Source organism: Roseateles sp. (assembly GCF_049240545.1).
Lineage (GTDB): Bacteria > Pseudomonadota > Gammaproteobacteria > Burkholderiales > Burkholderiaceae_C > Paucibacter_A.
This window is the reverse complement of sequence record NZ_JBMLSK010000389.1, coordinates 34,642-51,888: the sequence shown is the minus strand read 5'-3', so window position 1 is coordinate 51,888 and position 17,247 is coordinate 34,642. Positions and strand designations below refer to the sequence as shown.

Sequence of the window (17,247 nt, the reverse complement as noted above, 5' to 3'; positions counted from 1 at the left end):
TGAGCGGCAACCCGGTGGCCACCGCCTGCGGCCTGGCCACGCTGCGCGAGATCCAAAAGCCCGGTTTCTTCGAAGACCTGTCGGCCAAGACTCGCCGCTTGGTCGATGGCTTGGCGGCCGTTGCTAAAGAAAACGGCGTGCCCTTCAGCGTCGATTGCCAGGGCGGCATGTTCGGCTTCTTCCTGATGGACCAGCTGCCGCAGGAATACCAGACCGTGATGACCACCGACAAGGAGCGCTTCAACCGCTTCTTCCACGCCATGCTGGACGCCGGCGTCTACCTGGCCCCGGCGCTGTACGAGGCCGGCTTTGTCTCCGCCGCGCACACGGACGCCGACATCCAGGCCACGCTGGACGCCGGGCGCCACGCGCTGCGCTGAGCCGAAGGCCAACATGCCGCACACCGGCCGCCGCTTCACCGCGGCCATCTTCGATATGGACGGCCTGCTGCTCGACTCCGAGCGGCCCATCCGTGACGCCTGGCTGCGCCAAAGCGCAGCGGCCGGCACGCCGCTCTCGCCCAGCGACTATCTGCTGACTGTGGGGCGCAACCGGGCCGATTGTCTGCAGATCCTGAGCGAGAAGTTCGGCTCGCGCGCTGCAGCCGAGGCCATGTATGAGTCGGTGGATGCCGAAGTCGAGGCGCAATTCCAAGGCCGCGGCTTTGAATTGAAGCCCGGCGCCGAAGCCCTGCTGAGCCGACTGAAGGAGCAAGGCGTGCCACTGGCCCTGGCCTCCTCCACCCGCCATGCCGAGGTGCTCAGGCGCTTGCGCCTGGCAGGCCTACTCGACTACTTCGGCAGCCGGGTTCACGGCGGCGACCAAGTGCTGCGCGGCAAGCCGCACCCTGATCTTTTCTTGCTGGCGGCCCAAAGCCTTGGCATGGCTCCTGCTAAGGCCTTGGTGTTTGAAGACAGCAGCTACGGCGCCCAAGGCGGCCTGAGTGCCGGTATGGGCGTGGTCTTGGTGCCCGATTTAAAGCAGCCCGATCCGGCCGTGGCCGACCGGTGCACCATCCTGACTTCTTTAAACGACGTTTTGGAACGCTGCCCGCACTGGTTCAGCGCCTGAGCCCTTACGCTTTTCCTTCTTCTTTCTCGCCATGCACATTCACATCCTCGGCATCTGCGGCACTTTCATGGGCGGCCTGGCCGCGCTGGCGCGTGAGGCAGGCCACAAGGTCACCGGCTGCGACGCCAATGTCTACCCGCCGATGAGCGATCAGTTGGAGGCCTTAGAGATCGAGCTGATCAGCGGCTTTGGCGCCGACCAGCTGAGCCTGAAACCCGATCTTTTTGTGATCGGCAATGTGGTCACCCGTGGCGAGAAGTTCCCGCTGATGGAAGCCATTCTGGACGCCGGCCTGCCCTACACCAGCGGCCCACAGTTCTTGGCCGAGCATGTGCTGCAAGGCCGCCATGTGCTTGCCGTGGCCGGGACTCACGGCAAGACCAGCACGACCTCGATGCTGGCTTGGATCTTGGAACACGCCGGCTTGAAGCCCGGCTTCCTGGTCGGCGGTGTGCCGCAGAACTTTGGCGTTTCAGCCCGCTTGGGTGAAGGCGCGAGCTTCGTCATCGAAGCCGACGAGTACGACACCGCCTTCTTCGACAAGCGCAGCAAATTTGTGCACTACCGGCCGCGCACTGCGGTGCTGAACAACCTCGAGTTTGACCACGCCGACATCTTTGCCGACCTGGCCGCCATCGAGACTCAGTTCCACCATTTGGTGCGCACCGTGCCGGCCAGTGGCCGCATCGTCGTCAATGCGCGTGAAGAGGCGCTGCAGCGCGTGCTCAGCCGCGGTTGCTGGAGCGATGTGCAGCGCTTCGGTGCCCGCAAGGAAGAAAGCGGCACGCTGCGCGCCCGCGGCGAACCGCAAGCCTTTGATGTGCTGCGCGGCAGCCTTAAAGTGGCGCGGGTCGAATGGTCGCTGTATGGCGAGCACAACCAGCTGAACGCCTTGGCCGCCATCGCCGCCGCCGAGCATGTGGGTGTCACGCCGGAGCAAAGCGCAGCCGCCCTGGCCGAGTTCAAAAATGTGCGTCGCCGCATGGAGTTGCGCGGCGAAGTGGCGGGCATCAAGGTCTACGACGACTTTGCCCACCACCCTACGGCCATCCGCACCACGGTGAACGGCCTGCGCCGCCGCATTGCACCGGCCGAGCGCATCTTGGCCATCTTCGAGCCGCGCTCCAACACCATGAAGCTGGGCGCGATGAAGGCGCAGCTGCCCTGGGCGCTGGAAGAAGCCGACCAGAGCTTTTGCAATCAGCTGGGTCTGGACTGGGATGCCAAGGAAGCCCTGGCGCCGCTGGGCGCGCAAGCCCATGTGCGCGCCGATGTGGATGCCTTGGTGGCGGCGGTGGTCAAGCTCGCCAAGCCGGGCGACCATTTGCTTTGCATGAGCAATGGCGGTTTCGGCGGCATCCATGACAAACTGCTGGCTGCATTGGCCAAGCGCTGAAATCTGGCGTTAGCGAGCAAGCTCGCGCGCTGATCTTTCCTCAGCTAGTCCCGCTTCCGAAAGGCCAGCCAGGCTGCCACGGCGGTGAAGCACAGCACGATCGCCGCAATGATGGCAAAGCCATGCGGATGGTCAGACAGCGGAATGCCGCCCACATTCATGCCAAACATACCGGCCATGATGTTGATGGGCAGGGCCAGCACGGTCACCACCGTCAAGGTGAAAACGCTGCGGTTGGTCTGCTCGCCCACTTGAGCGGCCATTTCTTCTTGCAAGAGCTTGATGCGCTCTTGCAGCGCCGACAAGTCGCGAATCACCAGCGAGAACTCCTCGGTGGCTTGGCGCAGCTCGTCCAGGTCATGCGCGGCCACCCAGGGCGGCGGCTGCCGCAGCAAGCGAAACAGTGCGCCCGGCTCCGGGGCTAACAGTCTTTGCAAGCGCACCAGCACCCGGCGCAGCTGGCCCAGCTCACCGCGCTTTTTCTGCAAACGCCCGCCCAGCAAACCGTCTTCGATCTGATCCACCTGCAGCGTCGCCTCGCGCACGATGCGCACCAGCACATCGCCCTGGTCGTTCATCAAATGGTTCAGCAGCTCAACGCTGGAGCCAAAGCAGGCGCCGTCTTTGACCGCCTGACGCAGCCGGTCGATGGAGCGCAAGGGATGCGCGCGGGCACTGACCAGCACACGCTCGCTCACATTGACCCATAAGGTGGCAATCTCTGAGGGGTCAAAGGTGAACTCGAAGGCCACATCGTTGACAACGGCGATCAGGTTGTCGGACGCATCCTCAATGCGGGTGGAGCGAGAGCCTACCCGCAAGGCCTCGAAGAACTCAGGCGGCAGACTCAGATTGGTCTGCATCCATTTCTCCGCCGTGGTGTCGGTGAGATTGAAATGCAGCCAAAGAAACTCCGAGCCGGTCGTGTCAGGACTCTGGGCCAGCCACGCCATCGCCTCGGTCAAGCCGATCGCACGGCCCTTCTGGCCCGGGGCCAGCACAAAGCCGCAAATCAAGGCGTTGTCCGCCGCACCAAACACATAGTTCATCGGAACCCTCTCCTCCACACATCCCGCACTGGCCCTCACGGACGCACGCACCGCTTCTTTCCGGAACCGGGGCGATTGTGATTCAGGAACAAGACAAGCTCTGCGACGGCTGATCAAAATTCATCAAGCTTGGAATCGAGCATCCGAGACACAGCAACGCATGCATGCAAGATCAAAGGCAATGACCAAAGGGGGTTCTTGTTAGGCACTGCGACCCGTACAGCCGCTGGGCTCATGGCTCGGGGGTCGGCACTGCGTGCCGACTTCCCTGCGCTGCTCGCATCTTGGGGCCGGCGCAGGACTCACTGCACTCGCTGCGCTCGTTTCGTTCAAACATGCTGCGCCAAGTCAGATATTGAAGCGCGCTGCGCGCGCACCCCAAGCTGCTGCGCTGCTCAGCCCCTCACAAATCGCCCGGCAGCTGCCCGGGCCGCAGTGCGCTTGCATAGCGCGCGAGGTGCCTTGCCTCGGCGGCGAAAACCGAACCCGCAGGTGGCCCGGCCCGCCGACGGGCGATTTGTGCGCGGCCGAGGGCGCAGCGGAGCGAGTCAGGCGCGCGCAGCGCGCTTCACTTTCGACTTGGCGGCACCTGTTTGAGCGCAGTGAGCAAAGCGAACGTAGCGAGTTTGCCGCCACTGACCCGCGCAGTGAGCAGCGAAGGGAGTCGGCTCGCCAGAGCCGACCCGGACACCATGAGCACGGCGGCGGGCCGGGCCACCGGAGCGCGGAAACAAAAAAGGCCGGCACCTTTCGGCACCGGCCCTCATTCAACACTCGAACTGAGGCTTTAGCTGCGCTGCATATTGGCCTTGAGTACCGCACTCAGCATGTCCAAGCTTTCGGCCAGGTGAGCACGAGTTTCGACGCTCAGGCCGCCCTTGGCCGAAGCGCTGCGCAGATCCGACTGCAACTGCACAGCATGGAAGCGCACCATCGCGTAGGCATCGGCCATCAGACCGGAGCCATTGCCGCGGGTCAGCACCGCTTGCAAACGCTTCAGGTGCTCGCGCTGCAGACTGCGACGCAAGCCATCGATCTCACTGCCGGACTTCAGCTCGCTCCACACCGCGCTGTTCACCGTGCCGTAGACCTCGGACAGAGAGACCAGGCCCTTGCGGTCCTTCTCGCTCACATAGGCTGGCATATCGATCAGACGGCGCGCCGTGTTGGCCGACATCAAGCGATCCAAGGCTGCAATTTGCACCGCAGACACAGCCGCAGGGATCGACAGCTGGGCGCCACGATCCCACTCGTTGTAATCCAGCGTTTGCGAAGCCAGGAACTCAGGGCGGAAACGGAAGGAGTTGGCCGACAACAATCCGGTCGAGATGAACTTCAGCGCTTCGCGCTGACGAGCAGGTTCGACGGCCTTGAAAGCCGGGCGGTTGGTGGTGCCCGGGATGTCGCGCACCGCGTGCATGCCGCCGACGTACTTGCCTGCCAGCTCAGCCGAACGAACCAGCTGACGGAAGCTCTCCACGATGGAGCGACGCTGGCGCAGCGGATCGGTGCCCGGCTCGGGCTTGCGGTCCTGCGCACGGGCCCACACCTCTTGGCTCAAAGCCAGGCGGCGCTTGAAGTAGTTCAAGGGGTCTTCACCCAAGTCGAAGCGGTTCGCATCAGGATCGAAGCCGTCATAAGGGCCACCCACGCCGGCATCGATATCGTCGGCATAGGCCAGTTGCGGCTCGGTGCTGCGTGCAGCGATCTTGGCCAACTCGGTCGCCTCCACTTCCGGTGCAAAAGGCTTGTAGGCGTACTCAATCGCCCAGTAGTCGTAAGCACCCAAAGTGGTGTTGTTGTAAGAGCCCTGAGGCTCGCCCTTCAAGGCCAGGTTGTAGGCGTTGTAGTCCATCACCGAGTTGGAGATGCCGTACTTCTCGGTGTAGGCCTTGTCGGCCAACTGCTTCTGGGTGACCGAGATGGAAGCCTTGAAGTTGTGCTTCAAGCCCAGGGTGTGACCCACTTCGTGCGCAATCACGTCCTTGATGACGGCTTGCACAAAGGCTTCGGCCTCGGGGCTGTCGGGCGCGATATCGCCACGGGCTTCCAGCACATCCAGGGCAAAGCCCATTTCAGAGGCGGCCTCATGGGCGTAATTGCAATAGGCCGCGCCGTCATGGCTGTGGCGGTTCAAGGGCGACAGATGCGCATGCGGCTGTGCATGGGCCTGGGCGGCACCGAAACCGATGTCATTGCTGATCATGCGACGCGAGCCGCGGGCGAACACATCGCTCATGCCGATGTCGGCGTCGAGGATTTCACCGGTGCGCGGGTCGCTATGGCTGGGGCCAATGGCAAAGCCAACATCGGAGCCGACAAACCAGCGAATCGAGGCATGGCCCGAATCCATATTGTCCCAATCGGCATCATCGGGCTGCTGCTTGGCCACGATGGCGTTCTTGAAGCCGATCTTCTCGAAAGCCTTGTTCCACTCCAGGATGCCGGCCGCCACCGAGGCGCGGTACTTCTCAGGAATGTTCTTGTCCATCCAGTAGGTGATGGGCTTGATCGGCTCGCTCATCTCCGCGGCCGGATCTTGCTTCTCCAGGCGCCAGCGCTTGATCAAATGCACGCGCACATTGGCCTTCTGGTCGTCGCTGTAGTCCGAGTAGGACTCCATGAAGTGACCCAGGCGGGGGTCCAGCTTGCGGGTGGCCATCGGCAGATCCGGCAAGGCTTGGAAGTTGTAGACGAAGCTGAAGAACATGCTGCGCGCATCTGGCAGCACTTGCGGCGGCGTGGGCACGGCCACAGGCGGCGGCACCAGCGGCGGTGCGGGGATGCGCGGCGTGGCGAAATGCACGCGGGCGGTCAGGGTGCTGAGCTTGTCGTCGGCACGAGCGGCCTCAAACGAAGAATTGGCACGGTCCGGCGCGTAAGGCAGGCGATAGACCGCCTCCAGTCGCGTGGACAAGCCGGGGATGTCGTTCAAGAACATGCCGGCATCGACCAGCACCGATTTGCGCTCCGGATGCTCGGCGCTGGCCACCGGGCCGGCTGCCAGCAAGCTGGGCGAGAAAGCCTGCTCAACCGCACGCTTGCCGCCGCCCTCACCGCGGAAGGCGGTGTTCAAGGCCACCAGCTGAATCTGGTTGCCGATGCGGCGCCATTCAACCATTTGGTCGGCCACCATCTGGCTGGCGTAGAGGCCGCGTTCACCGACCGAACTGGCGACGTTGACGGTGAACAAGAAGGGCTTGCCGATCATGGCCTTGGGCACTTCCAGCCAGACCTTTTCATCCTTGCGCCAGATCGGGAACAGGCCGGCCTGCACCTTGGCGTCCTTGCTGACCTCAGCAAAAGGCTTGGGCGCGGTCGGGTCGGCGGGAGGCTTGGCCGCTGCGGCCGGGGCGGCGGCAGGCGCAGCACCGGGCTTGGCCGTTGCGGGCGCAGTTGCCGGCGCAGCGGCCGGGGCGGCAGCGGCAGTTCCCACAGCAGCGGCAGTGCTGGCGGCAGCAGTCGGCGCAGCGCCCTCAGGGCTGGTGGTGGCGCAAGCGCTCAACAAAGACACGGCAACCGCCACGGCCGACAAACTCAGGCGGCTTGGGCCGACCGGCAAAACTTGAGAAATACGCATTCAGACCATCCTGGTGCTGTTGAACAAATCGGGCGAGGCGCTTGTGACGCCCAGGCTCGAATATACGAGGACACAGCGCTCACCCGAGCGGGCAAGTCCATGACAAAGGCGGCAACTGTGACCGGCCATGCCTGGAACGTCAATGCGCAGAAACGTACTTCGCACAACACAAACCGTCACTCGTCTCAAGAGCGCACAGCAGCGCGGGTTTACACCGAGGCTAGACTGCCACAGATGAGCCTTCCTCTTGCCCCCCAAACGACCCATTTGCTCTATCTGCATGGCTTTCGGTCCTCGCCGCGCTCGGCCAAGGCGCAACGCATGAGTGCTTGGGTCACCGAACATCGACCCGACCTGGTTTTCGCCTGCCCTCAGCTCCCGCCATCGCCGGCGGAGGCGATGCGCTTGCTCGAAGCCTTGACCGAGGACTGGCCACGCCAGACGAGCGCCTTGATGGGCAGCTCACTGGGCGGCTTCTATGCCACGGTGTTGGCGGAGTGGCCCCGCTTTCAAGCCAGCCCGGCCGTGCTGCTGAACCCGGCCGTGGACCCCGCCCGCGACCTCGAGGCCTATATCGGCGAACAGAGCTGCTGGCAGGATCCGCAAGACCGCTTTTTCTTTCGCCCCGAATTCATTGAACAGCTGCGCATGATCCGCTGTGCCCGCAGCCACGATCCCCAGCGGCTTTTGGCTGTCATCGCCAAGGGTGACGAGGTGCTGGACTGGCGCGAGATGCAGGCCCGCTACCAGGAGAGCCCAATTCGGCTGCTGGAGGGCAGCGACCATGGTTTGAGTGACTTTGAGGACTATCTGCCCGACCTGTGCCGATTCTTGCGTCTGGATGGCAAGAACCCATCGATTTGATCTCGCTCAAGGCGAGCCCAATTGCGCCCCAGAGTCCTTCGCCCCGTCACGCCGCTGACATGCGCAAGGACCAAGCTGCAAGACATCGCCCTCAGACTTGTGCTTGACCCACAGGCAGCAGTGCGCTCGGCCTGACCTGGAGTCTCTGACCATGAATGCACCCGACCTTCTGCGCAAGGGCATGATGCGCAACCGCACCTATGACGAGTTAGCACTCGGTCAGTCCGCCCGGTTGGTGCGGACCCTCAAGCGCAGCGACATCCAGGCCTTCGCCCTGGTTTCCGGCGACGTCAATCCGGCCCATCTGGATGCCGAGTATGCCGAGAGCACCCGTTTTCACGGCGTCATCGCCCACGGCATGTGGGGCGGCGCCTTGATCTCTTCGGTGCTGGGCAATGAGTTTCCCGGCCCAGGCACGATTTATATGGAGCAGACCCTGCGCTTCTCGCGCCCGGTCCATATTGGCGACACCTTGACGATTGTGTTGACGGTGCTGGAGAAGAACGATGAGTCCGGGGTGGTCAAACTCGGCTGCGAGGCCTGCAACCAGAAAGGGCAGACGGTCATCAGCGGCATGGCCACGGTGCTGGCACCCAAGACCAAGATCGAACGGCCGCGCCCCGAACTGCCGGAGATGCATTTGTTCGACGCCGAAGCCCGCATGGACGCTTGGTTGAATCAAATCCGTTTGGCCACACCCCTGCCCTGCGCCGTGATCCACCCTTGCAAAGAGGAAGCGCTGCGTGCCGCGGTGATGGCCGCAGAGCGCGGGCTGATCGAGCCGCTGTTGTTGGGGCCCGAGGGTCGGATTCGAGACTTGGCGCAACAGCTGGGCTTGGACCTGCAGGGCCTCAAGATCGTGCCGGCTGCGCACAGCCACGCCGCCGCTGAAATGGCCTGCGCCATGGCCGAACAAAGCAAGGTCGCTGTGCTGATGCAGGGCAGTCTTTCCAACGATGAACTGCTTCAAACCCTGCAAGCATCCAGCAGAAAATCGAGCGGGCAGCGTATGGCGCAGATTCAGCGCTTTGACATCCCCACCCATACCAAGCCGCTGTACATCGCGGATGTGGGCGTCCATATCGCTCCCGACCTGGAAGCCAAGGCCGACATCTTGCGCCACGCCATCGACTTGGCCCACGTCGCAGGACTGCCCCTGCCCAAGGTGGCTGTGCTGTCGGCGCTCGAATCCATCTCGGAACGGATTGCCTCCACGATGGACGCCGCCGCCCTTTGCAAGATGGCACAGCGTGGCCAGATCACCGGTGCCCTGCTTGACGGCCCCCTGGCCTTCGACAATGCCGTCAACCTGGAAGCCGCCCAGATGCACGGCCTGAACTCCGCGGTGGCGGGCGACGCCGATGTTTTGCTGGTGCACGATCTGGAATCCGGCAGCCTCCTGGGCCAGCTGCTGGAGTACATGGCGGGCGCCGTGAGCTGCAGCGTGCTGATGGGCGCCCCTTTGCCCATCGCCATGAGCGGCCGCAGCGACAGCGCCCACTCGCGCCTGGGCTCCATCGCCCTGGCCGCGCTGGCGGCCCAAGCTAGATCAGCAGCGCCAGCACATCGGGCGCCCTGAAGCTTGAATGCCCGCCGCCGAACCCGCGCGCGGGCTAATCATCCAAGCGAAGCAGCTCGTCGCCCGCTTGCGGCTGGCAATCGGCCGCAAGACCTGGCACCCAGCCTCGTCTCAGCAAGACATGCTGCTGCGTCTGGCAAAACTCCAGGCGCTGCGCGCCGGGCAAGGCCGTTTGCACAAAGGCCTCGATCGAAGCCGGCATGCTGACCCGGTAGCGCGCGGCCTGCAAATCTGTGCGGGGGTGGTCGTCGTTATGAACCCAGGGGATGGCCGCCGCAGCCACCCAGAGCACGGGCCGAAAGCCCAATTCGAACACCGCCGGCTGATACGCCCGGGCCTGCAGCCAGCCCTGAGCTTGCGCACGCAAGTCCTGCGTCGACAAGGGCGCCGAGCCGGCCGAGTCCTCCGATGGATGCGCGCTTCCCAAATTGCCGAAAACGCTGGCCATCAGCTCCAGCACCCACTGGTTGCAGTTCTGATAGCGGGTGCTGAAGGCATGTGCATTGGCGCTGTAGTCTTGGGCCAGCACGCTCAGCGCTTGACGCCGATCCAGCGCCGCCCGTTCGAGCTGGCTGGACTGCGGCTGCGGCAAGAGCAGCACCGACAGAAAAGCCACCTCTTTGGAATTGGCACCCAGCAAGAATCCCGACAAGCCCTGGTCGTACAGCCGGGGTTTGGCCTGGTCACAAGCGTAGTAGAGCTGGCGAACCGACCAGGGCGTGTTCTCACTGCCCTTCAAGGCAAAGCCGGCGTGCGAATAGCGCATGCCAAAGCGCCCGAGTTCGGTCCCCGCGCGCGCCACCAAGGCAACGCCATGGCCACTGCGCTCCAACTCATGTTTGACCAGGGCAGTGAACCGCAGCAGCTTGTCCTGCTGCCCCGCATCCAGCTGCGCCGGCTGCTCACAAAAACGCAGGTCGCCCGCGCACACGGCGCCCGAGCCCGCGCTCAGCAGCAGCGCAAGACAGGCCCGGATCAGGCTGGCTCGATCACTCACTCAGAGCACAAGGCTCTGGCTGTTCAGCTCGCGATACCACTCATCGGTCAAGACCAGATAGAAGGCGCGGTTCGTCTTCAGGTCCGCAAATTCCAGGCCATAGACATGTTCACGCGCCGTCACCATCTGACCCGCGCTTAGACCCGACTTCTCAAAGGTTCGTTGAGGCAAGACCAGGAACGCCAGCTCGGCGCTGTCAGCAGCCCCTGCCGCTTGCAGCCGCAAGCGCACCATGCCGGACTGATCGGGCACGGCCGCCACGTCGATGATGCGATAGTCCCCCGCTGATGCGGTCTTCTCATTGCCGGACGAAGCGCTGGACGACTGCGAGGACTTCGAGCCACTGCTGGCGGCACTGCTTGCGCCTTCGGACACGGAAGATGCGGTCGAGCTGGCAGCCACAGCCGGCTGAGCCGTGAGGGCCAACAGGCTCAGCAACACGCTGGCAGCCAGCGTTGAAGTATTCAAGGCCTTCGGGGACTTCATCATCATGGCTTTCTTCTGGAGTGAATTCATGCGGCGCCCATGGTAACAAGCGAGCAAGACAGCGGCCTCGGCATCAAACCGGCTGCAACTGCGGCGTTTGCGCATCACGGTCAGGATCCACCTTGGCGGCGGGCGGAGCGGTTCCCTGAGCGTTCGCCTGCGTTGCTGACTGCTGCAATTGCGCCAGTTCGTCCAAGAGGCCCGGTGGGCACCACCAATCGGTTTGCACCTGCCCCGGGTAGACGCAGGCCTCATTGCCATCCAGGCTGATCCAGTCCCCCTCGCTCAAGCACAGCTCGCCGATACGAATCTCGCGGCGGGCCTCGTCGATTCGCAAGCCCTCGCAGGCGACCAGACAAACCTTGCCCATCTGCCGCGCCACCACCGCCGCATGCGAGGTGCGTGCGCCGTTCTGGGTCAGCAGGCCCAAGGTCAGCGCGAGCGCGGCGCTGTCGCCGGTTTCGGCATCGCGCCGCAGCAAGATCGCTGGCGTGCCGGCGGCCTGGGCCGCGAGCGCCCCGGCTTCGTCCAAAACAATCTGGCCCATGGCCACACCGCTGCTGGCGGCCTGCGCGCGGGCGATGGGCGCCATCGCTTGGCCATCGAGTGCCACCACGCGGCTGACCCGTAAACGCTCGGCATCCAGGCCGCGACAGCGCAGCTGGGCGGTGGGCAGGTCAATCACGCCTTCGCGCAGTAGATCCAAGGCGATGCGCGCCTGGGCCTGGGGCGTGCGTTTGCCATCTCGGGTCTGCAGCATGAACAAACGTCCATCCTGGACGGTGAATTCAAAGTCCTGCATATCCCCCATCTGCCGCTCCAGTCGGGCGCAGGCTTGTTGCAACTCGTCCCAAAGCTGCGGCAAGACCTGTTGCAACTGTTCATGCCCTTGGGCGCTGCGACGGCCTGAGACCACGTCTTCGCCCTGCGCATTGAACAGAAAGTCCACCCAAAGACCGGCGGCGCCGCTGCGCGGATCGCGTGTGAAGCCGACACCCGCGCCCGAGCGCGCGCCGGCGTTGCCGAACACCATCGCTTGCACGGTGACGGCCGTTCCGATCGCCGCCGCAATCCCATGTGCGGCGCGATAACTGCAAGCCTTATCGGATTGCCAGGAGGCAAACACGGCAGCAATCGCCTGCTGCAACTGAAGCTGCGCCGACTGCGGAAACGCCTCCCCCGTGGCTTGCAGGTAGAGCTGCAAATAGCGCTGACTCAAGCCCCGCAGCTCGGCAAAGTCCAGCTGGCGTTCATCGCGCCCGGCACACAGCAGCTTCAGCTCATCTTCAAACAAGGCCGCCGGCAGGCCCGCCACCACTTCGCCAAAGCTGGCGACCAAGCGACGGTAGGCATCCCAGGCCAGCCGCGGGTTGCCGGTCTGCCGGATCAAGCCTTGCACCGTCTCATCGTTCAAGCCGATATTGAGCAGGGTCTCCATCATGCCGGGCATGGACACCGGCGCGCCGGAGCGCACCGACAGCAGCAAAGGCCGGGCCGCACATCCAAAGCGCAAGCCGGCGCTGGCCGACTCCAGGGCCTGCAAGGCCGGCGCCCATAGACTCGCTTGGGTGGCTTCGGCCTGAGTCGCACTGTTGGCACAAAAATGCGTCCCCAGAACGAAGGCCGGCGGCACCGGCAGGCCCATCTGCGCCATGCGCAATAGATTGAAGGCTTTGAAGCCAAGGCGCTGCGGGCTGGGCTCACGGGCCCCCGTCGGGCCGGCGCAGCCCATCAGGTAGAGCTCGGGGTGCAGCCCGGGCTGGTTCGGTGCGTTCAGTTTCAGCGAGTTCATGCGCCCACCTCGGTCTTGCTGAACACCAGCTCGCGCAGGGCATAGGCCGCGTTGAGCAGGCGGTCCGAGGCCAACTCCAGCTGATTGGCCAGATCGTTGACCAGCATCAGGGCGGCCGCGTTGGACAGCTCCGCCGCCATGCAACGCTTGGCCGAACGCAGCAACTCATCGCATTGGCGCTCGGCGCGCAAGACCTGCCAGGTGGCAGCCACGAACTCGTCATGCTCGGCGGCTTCGCTGGCGGCATTGAGCCCCCGCGCCACCGCCACCGCCTTGACCTGCTCTTGGGTCGCATGCAGCACCGCCTGGGCCAGCTGCGAGAGGCAGTCACGCAGCTCACGGTTCCAGCCCTGATGGTGGTGGTCAGCAATCAGGCTCAACAAGAATGCGGATTCCTCCAGCGCATCCGCCGCATCGTCAGTGGTTTGCAGCAAAGCAGCAAAAGGGGCCCAGCGCGGCTGGCGGCGCGCCCGCTCCCGCCCCTGCATGACCAAATGATCGGCCTGACGCTCCCAGTTTTTGGCACGCTGGGCCAGCTTGGCCGCCGCCTCCTTGTCATGCTCCCAGCCATGCGCCAAGGCTTGACTGACCCCCTCGGCCAGGGTCTGGCAATAGGCCGCATGCTCGGCCAAAAGATCGAACTCCGGCGCGCGTTTTTGCAACTGCCGCGCCAAGAGCAGGCGTGTTTCATCGGCCACCAAGGCGACCGGCTGGTTTTGCAGCAAAGCCTGCGAGGCCATGCGCAAGACCTCGAGCAAGAAGGCCTGGGCGCCCCCCTGACCCAAGACCTCATCCAGCCGATCACCGATGCGAAACGCATCGGCCCCCAGCGCCTGCATCGCCTCAAACAACATGCGCTCGCCACCGGCCTTCAGCCAGGCCATATGGCCGATCTCTTGCCGGGCGGCTTCGGCCAGCACCGCGATCGCCTCACGCTTGCCGACAAAATGGATCAAGCGCTTGCGAGCGCGGTTCCAGTCGATCAAGAAAACAATGCGTGAGGCCACGCCCTCCAGCATCGCCTGCAACTGGGCTTCGTCTTCGGCCTGGAAGCGCGCCGTGCCCAACTGATAAGCCTCACCCTGGTTGAGTCCGGCCGACACCCGGGCCTCCGGAGTTGACCATTGCGCGCCATGCGCGGCCAGCTGGGCCTGGAAGAACTCGAAACGGGGCTTGTGCAGATCGGAATAGGTCAGGCTGATGGCCAAGCCCTCGATCTGCAGCACCAGCACATGGGCGTCATTGGTGCCAATATCGTTTTGGATCAGCAGGCGCTCGCCGTCACGGGTGGCGGCCGTATCCAATCCGGGGTGGTCAAACTTCAAGGCGGCGGTGCGGTGCAGGCCGCGCATAAAGGCCGCCACACGCGGGCGATCGGTTTCTTGCAAGGCCCAGACATGCGCCCCCTCAATCAACTCGCTGGCCAGGCTCGCGGCCAGATGATTGAGCTGCTTGTGCAGATCCATCACCAAGAGGTGCAGGCTGTCGTCCTCCGCATCGCCATGCTTGGCGCGGTGACCATGGCTGAGGCTGCGCAACAAGGCGGGGCTGAGCACCTCGTCGTGAATGGCCTCCAAGGCCGAGCTCCAATGGGCCACCCGCTCTCGGGTGCGACGATCGGTTTCGGTTTGCAGCAGCGGCCGGGCCATCAGCGCCAGATCCTGGGCCAGTTGCGTGGCCAGACGCGGCAGATCGGGCAGCAGCACATCCTCGCCCTCGCGGCTGGCCTGGGCCGGCATGTCCCGCAACCAAGCGGCGTCCAAGCTGGCCGCCATCATTTCATGGTGCAAATCAGGCAAGGCCTGCTTGGGCGCCATGGCATGGCTGGCCGCGGCCTGCAAGACCGTCAGGCACAGTTTCAAACGGTCATTGGCCAGCAAGGCGGTCTTCACCCAGGCGGGCAAGAGCAAACTGTGTTGACCCAAGGAAGCAACAGCATCGGACTTTTGCATGACGACAGCCGGGGCGAAACGGCTTCAGGTGACAAGGTCCAGCCAGTATGTTCAGCACCCCGTGACAAGGCTGTTACAGCCGCTTGACAGCGGGCTGAACGCCCCGCTTGCCTGCCCTGCGCTTGATCTGCCTCAAAGCCAGCCAGCGGCCGGACGAAAAAAAACGGGCCACCTGCAAGCTGGCCCGTTCCGATTCAACCAGGCCCAAGTGCCTGGATCCATAGGCTTTGCCTCAGCGCTTCGGCGCGAACGCGGCGTCGCCGAATTGCCAGAGGAAGAAGCTCCACACATCGGCGGTTTCGTCCAGGCGCTGCGACACGCTGGAGCCCATGCCGTGGCCGGCTTCAAAGTCCACGCGCAGGATCACTGGGCGGCTCTTGAAGCTTCCGGGATTGGCGGCCTGCATGCGAGCGGCGAGTTTCGACGGGATCCAGGCTTCCACACGCGGGTCGTTGGCACCGGTGGTGACGATCACGGCCGGATAGTTCTGGCCGTCCTTGACACGGTGGTAAGGGCTGATCGCATACATGCTCTTGAAATGCGCCGGGTTGGTGACCGTGCCGAACTCGGCAATATTCGGCGCGCCATTCAGCGTCAACTCCATGCGCAACATATCGGACAGGCCCACCGCGCTTTGCGCCGCGGCGAACAGCTCCGGCCGCTGCGTCACTGCGCCGCCGATGGTGATGCCGCCGGCGCTGCCACCCGTGCCGGCCAGCGTGGCGGGCGAGGTGTATTTGTTGGCAATCAGCCATTCGGCGCAGGCGATGAAGTCCGACACCGTGTTTTGCTTGGTGGCGATATAGCCGCCGCGATGCCATTCCTCACCGAGCTCGCCGCCGCCGCGCACATGGCAGACCGCCTGCACGCCGCCGCGCTCCAGCCAGGCCAGACGGGTGGCAGAAAAACGCGGTTCCTGGGTGGTGCCGTAAGCGCCGTAAGCCGTCAACACGGTGGGGCGCTTGCCGTCCAGCGCTACGCCTTTGGGCGCGACGATAGACAAAGGCACCATCACGCCGTCATGGCTCTTGACCATGACCCGGCGCGCGTCGACGCCCGAGGCATCCACAGCCAAGGTCTTTTGAATGTCCAGCTTGCGGGCCGGCGCGTCGAGCTTGCCGCCGGCTTGCAGCAAGAGGCTTTGCGGCGCTTGGGTCCAGCCTTCCAGCAAGACCAGCAACTCGCCGCCCTTCAGCGGCGTGACATTGCGAAGCGTGCCTTCAAAAGGCAGGGCCACGGTGCTCACTTGAGCCGCCTTGCCATGCGCGTGCCCCACGCGCCAGAGCTTGCTCACGCCGGCGTCCAGCGACTTCACATACACCGCGTCTTGCGCCGGCATCAGCTCCTGCAAGACGCTGTCGCCCGCCGCCATGGCGGTCTTGAAGACCGGCTTGGTCGCCTTCAAATCCAGGGCGAGCAGATCCCGGCGGGAGGCCTTTTTCTGGCTCAGGGCATAGACGGTGCTGCCTGCCAGCGCAGCACGGGTGATCTTGCCATTGGACGAGATGATCTGGCGCCAGGCCGCTTGACCACCCCGCTTTTGCACCTGATCCAGGCTGGCCACCCAGTAGGAGCGCTCCGCCGCGTCACCATGCAAGACCTCGGCCAGCACCCAGGGCGAGCCCTTGCTGACATGCACATGGAAGAGGTCGGGCACTTCGAACTTGATCTTCTTGTTGGCTTCCCAACCGAACACCGCCACATCCTTGGCTGGGTCCTGACCCAGCTTGTGCAAGAACAGGGCGCTCTTGTTGTAGCGCTCCTCGACCGGATGGCGGTTGTAGATAAAGCCGCTGCCATCGGGCAGCCAGGCCATGCCGCCTTCGTTCAAGCCGGTGCGGTCAATGGTGTCGGGCAGGAACTTGCCGGTGCTGGTGTCCAGCACGCGCAGCACGCTGTTCTCAGAGCCGCCCTTGGACAGGCCAATTGCCATCAGCTTGCCGTCCGGCGAAATGCTGGTCCAGTCGACGGCATGCTTGCCGGGCTCACCCGGCAGATTGTTCGGGTCCAGCAACTCGCGCTCGGCACCTTCCAGGCCCTCGCGAATCCACAAGCTGGCCTGGTTTTGGCCGGGCTTGCGCTTGAAGTAAAACAAGCGGCCCGCCACCATCTCATAGCCGCCGGTGCTCTCGCCCGCATCGGCCAGCGCGCCCAAACGTGCGCGCAAGGCCGCCCGCCCGGGCAACTCGGCCAGCACGCCAGCGGCGTAGTCGGCTTGGGTACGCATCCAGGCCTGCATCTCGGGCGACTGTTGGTCTTCCATCCAGCGGTAGGGGTCCACCACCGCGGTGCCGTGATACACATCGGTCACGGGCTTGACCGGTGTGGCGGGATAAGGGCTTTGCGCTTGCGCAGCAAACGAAGCGCAAAGGGCGGCAACAAGGGCGGACTGGATGAGGATGCTGGGTTTCATTTTTGGCCTGTCGTTCAAAACGAGCTTCCGCGGTAACGGCGAATTCGAAGCGAAACAGTGTACGCACG

Annotated in this window: 12 protein-coding genes; 5 read left to right on the top strand and 7 right to left on the bottom strand. The window is 64.2% G+C overall.

The window, feature by feature from the left end:
• The 3 genes from ACOVRJ_RS23690 to mpl all read left to right on the top strand — a co-directional run.
• A partial coding sequence (locus ACOVRJ_RS23690) for an aminotransferase class III-fold pyridoxal phosphate-dependent enzyme (RefSeq protein ID WP_422046282.1) occupies positions 1-380 on the top strand: 380 nt, incomplete at its 5' end.
• Between the two features lie 13 nt (positions 381-393).
• The gene (locus ACOVRJ_RS23685) at positions 394-1,071 is read left to right on the top strand and encodes an HAD family hydrolase (protein ID WP_422046281.1); all 678 of its coding nucleotides are present in this window, start codon (positions 394-396) and stop codon (positions 1,069-1,071) included.
• A 31-nt stretch (positions 1,072-1,102) separates the two neighbouring features.
• Positions 1,103-2,467, top strand: coding sequence for a UDP-N-acetylmuramate:L-alanyl-gamma-D-glutamyl-meso-diaminopimelate ligase (mpl, locus tag ACOVRJ_RS23680; protein WP_422046280.1), 1,365 nt, complete (start codon positions 1,103-1,105; stop codon positions 2,465-2,467).
• Positions 2,468-2,511: 44 nt separating this feature from the next.
• Here the strand turns inward: mpl and ACOVRJ_RS23675 are convergent, their stop codons facing one another.
• Together ACOVRJ_RS23675 and ACOVRJ_RS23670 are read right to left on the bottom strand one after the other, a co-directional pair.
• Positions 2,512-3,516, bottom strand: coding sequence for a transporter (locus tag ACOVRJ_RS23675; protein ID WP_422046279.1), 1,005 nt, complete (start codon positions 3,514-3,516; stop codon positions 2,512-2,514).
• Positions 3,517-4,303: 787 nt separating this feature from the next.
• Complete coding sequence (locus tag ACOVRJ_RS23670; protein ID WP_422046278.1) at positions 4,304-7,096, bottom strand: zinc-dependent metalloprotease; 2,793 nt, start codon at positions 7,094-7,096, stop codon at positions 4,304-4,306.
• Between the two features lie 234 nt (positions 7,097-7,330).
• On the opposite strand from ACOVRJ_RS23670, the gene ACOVRJ_RS23665 reads away from it, so the two are divergent.
• A complete protein-coding gene (locus ACOVRJ_RS23665) occupies positions 7,331-7,960 on the top strand; it encodes a YqiA/YcfP family alpha/beta fold hydrolase (RefSeq protein WP_422046277.1) in 630 nt (209 codons plus the stop codon).
• A 151-nt stretch (positions 7,961-8,111) separates the two neighbouring features.
• Positions 8,112-9,539 carry a bifunctional enoyl-CoA hydratase/phosphate acetyltransferase gene (locus ACOVRJ_RS23660; RefSeq protein WP_422046276.1) on the top strand — a complete coding sequence of 476 codons (1,428 nt, stop codon included), beginning with the start codon at positions 8,112-8,114 and terminating at the stop codon, positions 9,537-9,539.
• A gap of 34 nt (positions 9,540-9,573) precedes the next feature.
• Here ACOVRJ_RS23660 and ACOVRJ_RS23655 read toward each other — a convergent pair whose 3' ends face one another.
• The 5 genes from ACOVRJ_RS23655 to ACOVRJ_RS23635 form a co-directional block, all read right to left on the bottom strand.
• Positions 9,574-10,536, bottom strand: a complete 963-nt coding sequence (locus ACOVRJ_RS23655) for a DUF2145 domain-containing protein (RefSeq protein ID WP_422046275.1) — start codon at positions 10,534-10,536, stop codon at positions 9,574-9,576.
• A complete protein-coding gene (locus ACOVRJ_RS23650) occupies positions 10,537-11,028 on the bottom strand; it encodes a hypothetical protein (RefSeq protein ID WP_422046274.1) in 492 nt (163 codons plus the stop codon).
• Between the two features lie 67 nt (positions 11,029-11,095).
• Positions 11,096-12,814: a PEP/pyruvate-binding domain-containing protein gene (locus ACOVRJ_RS23645; RefSeq protein WP_422046273.1), complete on the bottom strand. Its 1,719-nt coding sequence runs from the start codon at positions 12,812-12,814 to the stop codon at positions 11,096-11,098.
• Positions 12,811-14,766 carry a phosphate transport regulator gene (locus tag ACOVRJ_RS23640; RefSeq protein WP_422046272.1) on the bottom strand — a complete coding sequence of 652 codons (1,956 nt, stop codon included), beginning with the start codon at positions 14,764-14,766 and terminating at the stop codon, positions 12,811-12,813. Before ACOVRJ_RS23640 ends, ACOVRJ_RS23645 begins: the two co-directional genes overlap by 4 nt.
• Positions 14,767-14,998: 232 nt before the next feature.
• The gene (locus ACOVRJ_RS23635) at positions 14,999-17,179 is read right to left on the bottom strand and encodes a prolyl oligopeptidase family serine peptidase (protein WP_422046271.1); all 2,181 of its coding nucleotides are present in this window, start codon (positions 17,177-17,179) and stop codon (positions 14,999-15,001) included.
• Between the last annotated feature and the right edge of the window lie 68 nt (positions 17,180-17,247).